Here is a 12,124-nt window from a genome sequence, read left to right as displayed (position 1 = left end):
TGGTTCGAAAAAGTCGGCGCGGTGTCTATGCCGACCGCCTGAAAAGCCTAGCACGCAGCAGCGTCAAGCGCTGGGCGCTTTGCCTTGCCAGCGTCGCGGGCTTACAGTGGGCAGGCTGTTTTCGTGTTGCCAATGCCCGATGAATCAATTCCCGCCCCGCCTCGATTCCCCCGTGGCTTTTGCCATGGCCCGCACCATGCTCGACGGCTTCAATCGCCATTACCGCCTGTTCCGCCAAGTGAGCGCAGCCGCCAAGCAGCGCTTCGAGCGGGCCGATTGGGCCGGGCAGCAGGCAGCGCAGCGCGAGCGCATCGCGTTTTACGACCAGCGGGTGGACGAGGCGACCGAGCGCCTGCAGAACGAACTCGATGCCGGCAACCAGCCCATGGAAATCTGGCAGCAGGCCAAGCTGCACTACATCGGCCTGCTGACCAATCACCACCAGCCCGAACTGGCCGAGACGTTTTTCAACTCGGTGACGACCAAGATTCTGCGGCGCGAGCATTTCAACAACGAGTTTCTGTTCGTGCGCCCGGCGCTGTCCACCGAGTACATCGAAAACGAAGAGCCTGCGGCCAAGCCGACCTTCCGTGTGTATTACCCGCACACCCACGAGGCCTTGCATGCCTGTCTGCGCCGCGCCATTGAGAACTTTCAGCTTGCGCTGCCGTTCGAAGATCTGGACCGCGACGTGGGCCAGGTGCTGGCCGCCGTGCGCCAGCGCTTCGGCAACGATGTGCGGCTGCGCGCCAACTTCCAGATACAGATGCTCGACTCGCTGTTCTACCGCAACAAGGGCGCGTATGCGGTGGGCAAGGTGATCAACGGCTTCACCGAATTTCCGCTGGCGCTGCCCATCCTGCACAACGAGCGCGGCCAGCTCTTTATCGACACGGTGCTGCTCACCGAAGACGATCTGTTGCTGCTGTTCTCCTTCGCTCGCGCCTATTTCATGGTCGATATGGAAATCCCGTCGGCCTATGTGCAGTTTTTGCGCAGCCTCATGGCGCGCAAGCCGCGTGCCGAGCTGTACAACGCGCTGGGTCTGGCCAAGCAGGGCAAGACCCTGTTCTACCGCGACTTTCTCTATCACCTGCGGCATTCGAGCGATCAGTTCATCGTGGCGCCGGGCATCAAGGGCATGGTGATGGTGGTGTTCACCCTGCCGTCCTTTCCCTTTGTGTTCAAAGTCATCAAAGACTTTTACCCGCCGCAGAAAGACACTACCCGCGACAAGATCAAGGGCAAGTACCTGCTGGTGAAACAGCACGACCGCGTGGGCCGCATGGCCGAGACGCTGGAATATTCGAACGTGGCCTTCGAGCGCGCGCGCTTCTCGCCCGAGCTGATTCAGGAAATCGAAACCTTCTGCCCCTCGCAACTCGAATACGACGGCGACACCATCATCATCCGGCACTGCTACATCGAGCGGCGCATGATTCCGCTCAACATCTATCTGCAAGAGGCTGACGACGCCCAGCTCGACGCCGCCGTCATTGAATACGGCAACGCCATCAAGGACATGGTGGCGGCCAATATCTTTCCCGGTGACATGCTGTGGAAGAACTTCGGCATCACCCGCCACGGCAAGGTGGTGTTCTACGACTACGACGAGATCGAGTACATCACCGACTGCAACTTCCGCCGCGTGCCCGCGCCGCGCAACGAAGAAGACGAAATGGCCGCCGAGCCCTGGTACGCCGTGGGTCCGCACGACGTGTTTCCCGAGACCTTCGGCCAGTTTCTGCTCGGCAACCCCAAGGTGCGCGCCGTGTTCATGAAGCACCACGCCGATCTGCTCGATGCCGCCTTCTGGCAGGAGCACCAGAGCCGCATCCGCGAGGGCCATCTGTACGACGTGTTCACTTATGACGCCACCCGCCGCTTCCCCCGCGAGGGCGCTCTTGCGACATCCAACCCACCCGTTCAACCTGTTCAGGAGACTTCGACATGACTGATCCCATCGTGATGGTTTCTGCCGCGCGCACGCCCATCGGCGGCCTGCTCGGCGACTTTACTGCAGTACCCGCCTGGGAGCTCGGCGCTACCGCCATCGCCGCTGCCGTGCAGCGCGCGGGCATCGCGGGCGACGCCGTGAATGAAGTGCTCATGGGCAACTGCCTGATGGCCGGGCAGGGCCAGGCTCCCGCGCGCCAGGCCGCACTCAAGGCCGGGCTGCCGCAATCGGCGGGCGCGGTCACGCTGTCCAAAATGTGCGGCTCGGGCATGCGGGCGATGATGTTCGCCCACGACATGCTCGCTGCGGGCTCGGCCGATGTGATGGTGGCCGGCGGCATGGAGAGCATGACCAACGCGCCGCATCTGGCCTTCGTGCGCAAGGGCGTGAAATACGGCCTCACCCAGTTTTACGATCACATGGCGCTTGACGGTCTGGAAGACGCCTACGACCGCGGCAAGGCCATGGGCGTGTTCGCTGAAAGCTGCGTGAGCAAATACGCCTTCAGCCGCGAAGAGATGGACGCCTTCGCCATTGCCTCGACTGAGCGCAGCAAAAAAGCCAACGAAGACGGCAGCTTCGAGTGGGAGATGGCGCCCGTCACGGTGGCGGGTCGGGGCGGCGAGGTGAAAATCGCCCGCGACGAGCAGCCCTTCAAGGCCAAGCTCGACAAGATTCCTACGCTCAAGCCTGCGTTCAAGAAAGACGGGGCCATCACCGCCGCCACCTCGTCGAGCATTTCCGACGGCGCTGCCGCGCTGGTGCTGATGCGCCAGTCCACCGCTGACAAGCTGGGCTGCGCGCCGATCGCTCGCATTCGCGCCCATGCGGTGCATGCGCAGGCGCCCGAGTGGTTCACCACGGCGCCCGTGGGGGCCATTCAGAAGGTGCTCGACAAAACCGGCTGGAAGGCGGCCGACGTGGACCTGTGGGAAGTCAACGAAGCCTTCGCCGCAGTCACCATGGCGGCCATGCGCGAATTCAAGCTGCCTCATGAGATCGTGAATGTGCACGGCGGCGCGGTGGCGCTGGGTCACCCCATCGGCGCGTCGGGCGCGCGCATCGTCGTCACCCTGCTGGGCGCGCTGCGGCAACGCGGGCTCAAGAAGGGCGTCGCCGCGCTGTGCATCGGCGGCGGCGAGGCCACGGCAATGGCGGTTGAACTGCTCTGAATCGTCATGCTGCTTTCTGACGATCACCGCATGATCCGCGACGCGGTACGCGATTTTGCTCAAGCCGAAATCGCCCCGCATGCGGCCGACTGGGCGCGCGAGGCCCGCTTTCCGCGCGAGGCGTTGCAGGGCTTGGCGGCGCTGGGTTGCCTGGGCATTGCCGTGCCCGCCGAATGGGACGGCGCCGGGCTCGACTACCTGTCTCTCGCGCTGGCCGTCGAGGAGATCGCCGCGGCCGACGGCGCGACCAGCACCATCGTGAGCGTGAACAACTGCCCGGTGTGCTCCATCCTGATGGCCTGGGGCAGCGATGCGCAGAAAGACCGGTGGCTGCGCCCGGTGGCGCGCGGCGAATGGATCGGTGCGTTCGCGCTGACCGAACCGCAGGCCGGATCGGACGCCTCCAACCTGCGCACCACGGCAAGGTTGGAGGGTGACCACTACGTCCTCGACGGCGTCAAGCAGTTCATCACCAGCGGCAAGAACGGACAGGTCGCCATCGTGCTGGCCGCAACCAACCGGGCCGCGGGCAAGAAAGGCATCAGCGCCTTCCTCGTGCCGACCGACACGCCGGGCTACATCGTCGAACGGCTCGAAGACAAGACGGGGCAATCGGCCAGCGACACCGCGCAGATCCGCTTCGAGGGCTGCCGCGTACCCGCCGCCAACCGCCTCGGCGCCGAAGGCGAGGGCTACAAGATTGCGCTGTCCGGCCTGGAGGGCGGGCGCATCGGCATTGCGGCGCAGTCGGTCGGCATGGCGCGCGCGGCGTTCGAAGCGGCGTTGCGCTATGCGCGCGAGCGCATCGCCTTTGGCAAACCGATTGCCGAGCATCAGGCGGTGCAATTCCGCCTGGCCGAGATGGCGATGCAGATCGAGGCGGCGCGGCAGTTGCTGTGGCACGCTGCCAGCCTGAAGGATGCGGGCCTGCCTTGTCTGAAGGAGGCGGCGATGGCCAAACTGATGGCCAGCGAAATGGCCGAGCGGGTGTGCAGCGCGGCGCTGCAGATCCACGGCGGTTACGGTTATGTGGCCGACTTTGCCGTCGAGCGCATCTGGCGCGATGTGCGGGTTTGCCAGATTTACGAAGGCACCAGCGATGTGCAGAAAATGCTCATTGCCCGTGCGCTGTAAAACGAGATTCACTGGAGACTCCCATGCCCGTCAGCCCGATTACTTTTTTCTTCGATTTTTCGTCGCCCTACGCCTACCTGGCGAGCACGCAGATCGAGGCCATTGCCGCGCGCCACCTGCGCGACATCGAATGGGTGCCGATGCTGCTAGGGCCGGTGTTCCAGACGACAGGGTCGAAGCCGCTGATCGATCAGCCGCTCAAGGGCGACTATGCCCGCATCGACATTCCGCGCTCGGCGCGCTTTCTGGGCGTGCCTTTTGTGCAGCCGGAGCCGTTTCCGATTGCCACTTATCAGGCCGCACGGGTGCTCATCGGCCTGCAACGCGACTTGCCTGCGCAGGCTGCGCCGTGGCTGCATCGCTGTTTTTCGGCCTATTTCGCGCAGAACCGCAACATCGCCGAATTGCCCGTACTTGAAGCCCTTGCCGCCGAGCAGGGGCTGGCGAGCGACGCGGTGGCACGCTATACCGCCGATCCCGCCATCAAGGCCCAGCTCAAGGCCAACTGCGACCGCGCGCTGCAGCAAGGCATGTGCGGCGCGCCCTATATGGTGGTGGACGATCAACCCTTCTGGGGCGCAGACCGGCTGCCGCAGCTCGAACATTGGCTGCAGACCGGCGGGTTTTGAAGTCGCCAAAAATGAACACCGGAGAATCATCATGACCGAACCAACCCCGCTGGTGCAGGCCTACGCCTGCGGCGCCACCGACCAGCCGTTGCTGACGCAGACCATAGGCGATTTTTTCGACGCCATGGCCGAGCGCCAAGGCCTGCAAGAGGCGCTGGTTTCGCGCCACCAGAACATTCGCCTGAGCTATGCCGAGCTCAAGCGCGAGGTGGATCGTCTGGGCAGCGCCTTGTTGCGCAGTGGTTTGCACAAGGGCGACCGCGTGGGCATCTGGGCGCATAACAGCGTGGAATGGGTGCTGATGCAACTGGCGACGGCCAAGGTCGGTCTGATTCTGGTGAACATCAACCCGGCCTATCGCACCTCCGAGGTGGAGTACGCGCTCAACAAGGTGGCTTGCAAGGTGCTGGTCACCATGACCTCGTTCAAGACCAGCGACTACCTCGCCATGCTGCGCGAACTCGCGCCGGAGCTGGCGACCTGCGCGCCGGGCGAACTGCGCGCCGCGCGCTTGCCCGATCTCAAACTGGTGGTGCATCTGGGCGAGGCCGACGAACCCGGCATGCTGCGCTTTGCCGACTGGATCGCCCGTGGCAGCGCCGACGACCCGGCGGTCGCCGAGGCCGCGGCAACGCTGCACGCGCACGAACCCATCAACATCCAGTTCACCAGCGGCACCACCGGTTTTCCCAAGGGCGCCACGCTCACGCACAGCAACATCCTGAACAATGGTTTCTTTATCGGTGAGGCGATGAAGCTCACCGCCGAAGACCGGCTGTGCATTCCGGTGCCGCTGTACCACTACTGCTTCGGCATGGTGCTGGGTAACCTGGCCTGCCTCACGCACGGCGCCACCATCGTCTATCCCAACGACGGCTTCGATCCGCTGCTCACCTTGGAGTGCGTGCAGGACGAAGCCTGCACCGGGCTGCACGGCGTGCCGACCATGTTCATCGCCATGCTCGACCATCCGCGCTTTGCCGAGTTCGATCTGAGCACCTTGCGTACCGGCATCATGGCCGGCAGCCCTTGCCCCATCGAGGTGATGAAGCGAGTGGTGCGCGACATGCATCTGTCTGAGATCACCATCGCCTACGGCATGACCGAGACCGCGCCGGTGAGCTGCCAAAGCTCCACCGACACCCCGCTGGACAAGCGGGTGAGTACGGTGGGGCAGGTGCAGCCGCATCTGGAGGTCAAGATCGTCGATCCGCAAAGCGGCGAAACCGTGGCGCCCGGCGAAACCGGCGAGCTTTGCACCAAGGGCTATTCGGTGATGCACGGCTACTGGGGCGACGCCGAGAAGACGCATGAGGCCATCGACGCCGAGGGCTGGATGCATACCGGCGACCTGGCGGTGATGGACAGCGAGGGTTATGTGAACATCGTCGGCCGCATCAAAGATATGGTGATTCGCGGCGGCGAGAACATCTACCCGCGCGAGGTCGAGGAGTTCCTCTACCGCCATCCGCAGGTGCAGGACGTGCAGGTGGTCGGCGTGCCCGACCCGAAGTACGGCGAAGAACTGTGCGCCTGGATCATCCCCAAGGCCGGCACGTCTCCAACGGACGAGGACATTCGCGCGTTTTGCAGAGGGAACATCGCGCACTACAAGATTCCGCGCTACCTGCGCTTCGTGTCCGCGTTTCCCATGACCATTACCGGCAAGGTGCAGAAGTTCAAGATTCGCGAAACCATGCAGCAAGAACTCGGGCTCCACCCCGACCGCACCGCCTGAAGACCCCCATGCCCATTCTTGATACCCGACTCAACCCGCGCAGCGCCGAGTTCACCGCCAACGCCGCCGCCCTGCAGGCCCTGGTCGACGACCTGCGCGCGCGCCAGGCCCGCGTGGCCGAAGGCGGCGGCGAGGCTGCTCGCGCCAAACACGTCGCTCGTGGCAAGCTGTTGCCGCGTGAACGCGTGGCGGCGCTGCTCGACCCCGGCTCACCCTTCCTGGAGTTTTCTCCACTGGCTGCGCACGGTCTGTATGAAGACGCGGCGCCCGGTGCCGGGATCATTACCGGCATCGGGCGCGTCAGCGGGCGCGAGTGCGTGATCGTCTGCAACGACGCCACGGTGAAGGGCGGCACCTATTACCCGATGACCGTCAAGAAGCACCTTCGGGCGCAGGAGATTGCGCGCGAGAACCGCTTGCCCTGCATCTACCTCGTCGATTCGGGCGGCGCCAATCTACCCAACCAGGACGAGGTGTTTCCCGACCGCGACCACTTCGGCCGCATTTTCTACAACCAGGCGACGCTGAGCGCCGAGGGCATTGCGCAGATCGCGGTGGTCATGGGCTCGTGCACCGCGGGCGGCGCCTACGTGCCGGCCATGAGCGACGAGTCGGTCATCGTCGCCAATCAAGGCACCATCTTCCTCGGCGGCCCGCCGCTGGTGAAGGCCGCCACTGGCGAGGAGGTGAGCGCCGAAGATCTGGGCGGCGGCGACGTTCACACCCGGCTGTCGGGCGTGGCCGACCATCTGGCGCGCAACGATGCGCATGCGCTCGACATCGCTCGCCGCATCGTCTCGCGCCTGCGCCCGGCCGAGCGCGCGGCGGTGGATTTGCGCCCGCCGCGCGAGCCGCTGTATGCAGCCAGCGAGCTGTACGGCGTGGTGCCGCTGGATGCGCGCAAGCCCTTCGACATCCGCGAGATCATCGCCCGCATCGTGGATGGTTCCGAGCTCGACGAGTTCAAGGCCCGCTTCGGCGCCACGCTGGTGTGCGGCTTTGCGCATCTGCACGGCATGCCCGTGGGCATTTTGGCGAACAACGGCATCCTGTTTTCGGACAGTGCGGTCAAGGGCGCGCACTTCATCGAGCTGTGCTGCCAGCGTCGCATTCCGCTGCTGTTCCTGCAGAACATCACCGGCTTCATGGTCGGCCGCAAGGCCGAGAACGAAGGCATCGCCCGTCACGGCGCCAAGCTGGTCACGGCGGTGGCTTGCGCTCAGGTGCCCAAGTTCACCGTCATCGTCGGCGGCTCCTTCGGCGCGGGCAACTACGGCATGTGCGGCCGCGCCTATGGCCCACGTCAGCTGTGGATGTGGCCCAACGCCCGCATCAGCGTGATGGGCGGTGAACAGGCGGCCAGCGTGCTCGCCACCGTGCGGCGCGACGGCATCGAGGCCAAGGGAGGCAGCTGGAGCGCGGAGGAAGAGGAAGCCTTCAAGGCGCCCGTCCGCTCTCAATATGAAGCGCAGGGCCACCCGTATTACGCCACCGCGCGACTGTGGGACGACGGCGTCATCGACCCGGCCGATACTCGTCGCGTGCTGGCGCTGGGCTTGAGTGCCGCGCTCAACGCCCCAATTCCAGGCGCCCGCTTCGGCGTGTTCCGCATGTGATTGTCGTCCCCTACAATGTGCATCATTCATTGAATTGGTACACATCATGCGCACAAACATCGAGATCGACGACGAGCTCATGGACGCCGCCATGCGCGCCGGCCCGTTCAAGACCAAAAAGGAGGCGGTCGAGGAGGGGCTCAAGCTCTTGCGCCGCCGCGCCGCCTACCGCGATTTGCTCGCCCTGCGCGGCAAGCTGCATTGGGAAGACCCCTTGGCCGAGGGCGCCGCGCCGCCCATGGTGCAGGAGCGACGTGGGCCTTACAGCGCGGCTAACTCCCCTGCCAAGGCGGCTGGGCGCAAGGCAGCCGCCCGCAAGGCGCCCGTCCCCAAAGCGCCCGCCAACAAGGAGTAGCCGCATGATCCTGGTCGACAGCTCGGTGTGGATCGATTTTTTCAATGGCCGTGCCACCCCGCGCGTTGCGAATCTGGCGCTCCTGCTCGACGATATGGCGCCGGTGGCGGTGGCCGATCTGGTGCTGTTCGAGGTGTTGCGTGGCTTCCGCCATGAACGCGACTACCTGGCCGCGCGCAAGACCCTGACTGCGCTCACCGTGGTTGAAATCGGCGGAGAAGACAACGCCCTGCAGGCCGCGCAACACGACCGTCTTCTGCGGGCCATGGGCTACACCATCCGCAGCGCGGTGGACGTGCTCCAGGCCGCTTACTGCATCGAACACGACTACGCCCTGCTGCACAACGACGCCGACTTCGACGTCATGGAAGATCTGCGCGGCCTGAAGGTCTGGCGGCATTGACTGCAAGCGCTCCCCGGCGAATTTCCCGATGACACTCCAAGACCATTTCCGCACCCTGGCACGCTATCACGTATGGGCCACGCATCGCTTGCTCGACGAGCACGTCGCGCTGCTCCCCGAAGCCGATTACCGCCGCGATTGCGGGCTGTTTTTCAACAGCGTTCACGGCACCCTCAATCATCTGCTGGTGGGCGAAGGCTTGCTATGGCAGCGACGCTTCCTTGAGAGCGTGTCGCCCGCGGGCTTGAAGCTCGACGACGAGGCCGAGCCCGACCGCGCCAGACTGGCGCAACGGCTGAAGCAGAGCGCGCGGGCCTGGCAGCCTTATGTCGAGCGCTTGAGCGAGGCCGATTTCGATCGGCCCTTCCACTACGCCACCAGCAAGAGCGAGCCGATGAGCGCACCGTTCGCGGCCACGCTGGCGCATGTGTTCAACCACGCCACGCATCACCGCGGGCAGATCACCGCAGCGCTCACTGCCATGGGGCATCCCTCGCCCGTGCTCGATCTGATCTACATGCTGCGCGATGAAGCGACAGCCTCATCCAAGCCATGAGCGAATCCCCCGTCATCATCGACCGCAAAGGGGCCGTTGCCACGGTCACCCTTTATCGCCCCGAAGTGCGCAACGCCTTCGACGCCGCCACCATCGCCGCGCTGCATACGGCCTTCGTCGAACTCGGCCAGGAGGCCGAAGTACGTTGCGTGGTGCTTGCCGCGCAAGGCCCTGCGTTCTGCGCCGGAGCCGACCTGCGCTACATGCAGCAGTTGGCGGCTTACACCGATGCGCAAAACCGCGACGATGCCCTGCAACTCGCTCGCATGCTGCGCGCCGTGGCCGAATGTCCCAAGCCCGTGATCGCGCGGGTGCAGGGCGACGCGTTCGCCGGTGGCTTTGGTCTGGTGGCCGCCTGCGATCTGGCCGTCGCGGTGCAGACCGCGCGCTTCTGTCTGAGCGAGGTCAAACTCGGACTGATCCCCGCCACCATCATGCCGCATGTGCTGCGCGCCATCGGCGCGCGCGCGGCGCAGCGCTACACCCTGACCGCCGAAGTGCTCGACGCGGCCACCGCGCAGGCCATCGGTCTGGTGCATGAAGTGGCCGAAGACGCTGCCGCGCTCGACGCGCAGGTGCAGCGCTGGTGCGCCGAGTTGCAAAATGCGTCACCGCAAGCGCTGGCTGCGGCCAAGCGGCTGCTGGCCGAAGTGGCGCATCGCCCGCTGGGCGATGCCTTGCTGGCCGACACCGCAGAGCGCATCGCCGTGGCCCGGGCGAGCACCGACGGGCGCGAGGGCATCGCCGCCTTTCTCGCCAAGCGCAAGCCGAACTGGATCGACCCCGAGGCGCGTTGACTGCGTCCTTCATCTCCCCTCTCCATCTCCACTTATGCCATGACCCTGAAACCTTCCGACGTCTGGACGCCAGAGCGCATCGAAGCCCTGCTCGATCAGCCCTTGCCCGATCTGCTCTGGCAAGCCCAGCAGATCCACCGCGCGCACTTCGACCCCACCGATATTCAGCTCTCGTCGCTGCTGTCGATCAAGACCGGCGGCTGCGCCGAAGACTGCGGTTACTGCCCGCAATCGGCCCATCATGATGTCGGGCTGAAGGCGGGCAAGCTGATGGACCTTGACCTCGTGCTGGCCAACGCCCGCGCGGCCAAAGAGGCGGGCGCGGCACGCTTTTGCATGGGCGCGGCCTGGCGCGAGCCGAAAGACCGCGATCTCGACGCCGTGGCCGCCATGGTCGAAGGCGTCAAGGCCCTCGGGCTGGAAACCTGCATGACTTTGGGTATGTTGCAGCCCGCGCAGGCGCAGCGCCTGGCCGATGCCGGGCTCGATTACTACAACCACAACCTCGACACCTCGCCCGAGTTCTACGGCCAGATCATCACCACCCGCACCTACCAAGAGCGCCTGGACACGCTGCAGGCCGTGCGCGAAGCCGGCATGGCGGTGTGCTGCGGCGGCATCGTCGGCATGGGCGAGACCCGGCGCGACCGTGCGGGTCTGTTGGCGGAGCTGGCCGGGCTCGATCCCCACCCCGAATCGGTGCCCATCAACGCCTTGGTGCGGGTGGCCGGAACGCCGCTCGAACACGCACCAGATCTCGATCCCTTCGAGTTCGTACGCACCGTGGCTGCGGCGCGCATCACCATGCCCACGGCGCGGGTGCGGCTGTCCGCCGGGCGGCGCGAACTGGGCGACGGCATTCAGGCGCTGTGCTTTTTGGCCGGCGCCAATTCCATTTTTTACGGCGACACCCTGCTGGTCACCGGCAACTCGGAGGTCGATGCCGACCGCGCCTTGTTCGCCCGCCTCGGCCTGCATGCCGGTGCGCAAGCTTCGCCCATGCCATCGGCCACGCCCAAGCCAAAAGTGATCGCATTGCAAGCCGAGTCACCCGTATCCCGGCCATGACCCCGCCAGCGCTCGACACCCTGCAACTCCTGGCGCTGGCCGCCGCGCTGGGCTGGGCCAGCGGCCTGCGGGCCTTTCTGGTCATGTTCGCCGTCGGCGCCGCGGGCCTAGCCGGATGGGTACAACTGCCTGCGGGCCTGCAGGGCCTGGCCAGCCCGGTGGCGGTGGGCATCACCGGCTTTCTGGCTTTTCTCGAATTCGTCGGCGACAAGATTCCCGGCGTGGACAGCCTGCTCGACTTCATCTCCACCCTACTGCGCATTCCGGCGGGAGCGGTGCTCGCCGCCAGTGTGTTCGGGCTGGATCACACCTTTGTCGCGGCGCTCGCCGCGGCGGCGGGCGGCAGTCTGGCCGCGGTGAGTCACGGCACCAAGCTCTCCACCCGCGCGGCCATCAACACTTCGCCAGAGCCGTTTTCCAATGTGGGCGCCTCGCTGGGCGAAGACGCGCTGGTGCTGGGCGGGCTGTGGCTGGCCTGGCTTCACCCGGTGCTGTTTTTCATCGCCCTGGTGCTGGTGCTGCTCGTCATGGTCTGGCTGGCGCGCAAAAGCTTTCATTTCGTGCGCGGGCTGATAGGGCGCATGGTGCGTATGTTCAGCGGCAGACCCGAACCGGCCGCAACGCAGCCCCCGCACGGCGCGACCGACGTGTCGTATCGAGACAAACCAGATTGATGCAAGCTACGAACCGGAGTGCTGA

General features: G+C 65.4%; 12 protein-coding genes. All 12 read left to right on the top strand.

Features of this window, described 5'->3' with window-relative positions:
- The first annotated feature begins 139 nt into the window (after nucleotides 1-139).
- From aceK to BIO17B3_RS06740, 12 genes are read left to right on the top strand one after another with little or no spacing between them, the layout of a single operon-like run.
- On the top strand, nucleotides 140-1,954 hold the full coding sequence (gene aceK / locus BIO17B3_RS06795) for a bifunctional isocitrate dehydrogenase kinase/phosphatase (RefSeq protein ID WP_156053534.1): 1,815 nt from the start codon (nucleotides 140-142) through the stop codon (nucleotides 1,952-1,954).
- Entirely contained in the window at nucleotides 1,951-3,129 is a 1,179-nt protein-coding gene (locus tag BIO17B3_RS06790) for an acetyl-CoA C-acyltransferase (RefSeq protein ID WP_156053533.1), read from the top strand. Before aceK ends, BIO17B3_RS06790 begins: the two co-directional genes overlap by 4 nt.
- A 6-nt stretch (nucleotides 3,130-3,135) precedes the next feature.
- On the top strand, nucleotides 3,136-4,263 hold the full coding sequence (locus tag BIO17B3_RS06785; RefSeq protein ID WP_156053532.1) for an acyl-CoA dehydrogenase family protein: 1,128 nt from the start codon (nucleotides 3,136-3,138) through the stop codon (nucleotides 4,261-4,263).
- Between the two features lie 23 nt (nucleotides 4,264-4,286).
- Nucleotides 4,287-4,892 carry a 2-hydroxychromene-2-carboxylate isomerase gene (locus BIO17B3_RS06780; RefSeq protein WP_156053531.1) on the top strand — a complete coding sequence of 202 codons (606 nt, stop codon included), beginning with the start codon at nucleotides 4,287-4,289 and terminating at the stop codon, nucleotides 4,890-4,892.
- A 31-nt stretch (nucleotides 4,893-4,923) separates the two neighbouring features.
- A complete protein-coding gene (locus tag BIO17B3_RS06775; protein WP_156053530.1) occupies nucleotides 4,924-6,630 on the top strand; it encodes an AMP-binding protein in 1,707 nt (568 codons plus the stop codon).
- Nucleotides 6,631-6,638: 8 nt separating this feature from the next.
- On the top strand, nucleotides 6,639-8,246 hold the full coding sequence (locus BIO17B3_RS06770; RefSeq protein ID WP_156053529.1) for a carboxyl transferase domain-containing protein: 1,608 nt from the start codon (nucleotides 6,639-6,641) through the stop codon (nucleotides 8,244-8,246).
- A 46-nt stretch (nucleotides 8,247-8,292) separates the two neighbouring features.
- On the top strand, nucleotides 8,293-8,601 hold the full coding sequence (locus BIO17B3_RS06765) for a type II toxin-antitoxin system VapB family antitoxin (protein ID WP_156053528.1): 309 nt from the start codon (nucleotides 8,293-8,295) through the stop codon (nucleotides 8,599-8,601).
- Nucleotides 8,602-8,605: 4 nt separating this feature from the next.
- Nucleotides 8,606-9,004, top strand: coding sequence for a PIN domain nuclease (locus BIO17B3_RS06760; RefSeq protein ID WP_013124195.1), 399 nt, complete (start codon nucleotides 8,606-8,608; stop codon nucleotides 9,002-9,004).
- A gap of 28 nt (nucleotides 9,005-9,032) precedes the next feature.
- A complete protein-coding gene (locus BIO17B3_RS06755) occupies nucleotides 9,033-9,560 on the top strand; it encodes a DinB family protein (RefSeq protein ID WP_156053527.1) in 528 nt (175 codons plus the stop codon).
- On the top strand, nucleotides 9,557-10,357 hold the full coding sequence (locus tag BIO17B3_RS06750; protein WP_156053526.1) for an enoyl-CoA hydratase/isomerase family protein: 801 nt from the start codon (nucleotides 9,557-9,559) through the stop codon (nucleotides 10,355-10,357). The genes BIO17B3_RS06755 and BIO17B3_RS06750 overlap by 4 nt, the downstream gene beginning before the upstream one ends.
- Before the next feature lie 39 nt (nucleotides 10,358-10,396).
- A complete protein-coding gene (bioB, locus tag BIO17B3_RS06745) occupies nucleotides 10,397-11,425 on the top strand; it encodes a biotin synthase BioB (protein ID WP_156053525.1) in 1,029 nt (342 codons plus the stop codon).
- Nucleotides 11,422-12,099, top strand: a complete 678-nt coding sequence (locus tag BIO17B3_RS06740; RefSeq protein WP_156053524.1) for a DUF4126 domain-containing protein — start codon at nucleotides 11,422-11,424, stop codon at nucleotides 12,097-12,099. Before bioB ends, BIO17B3_RS06740 begins: the two co-directional genes overlap by 4 nt.
- Nucleotides 12,100-12,124: the final 25 nt, after the last annotated feature.

It is taken from the genome of Thiomonas sp. OC7, assembly GCF_900634595.1.
Classification (GTDB): Bacteria; Pseudomonadota; Gammaproteobacteria; order Burkholderiales; family Burkholderiaceae_C; genus Thiomonas; species Thiomonas arsenitoxydans.
The sequence above is the reverse complement of the archived record's forward strand: the minus strand, read 5'-3'. Positions and strand labels throughout refer to the sequence as shown.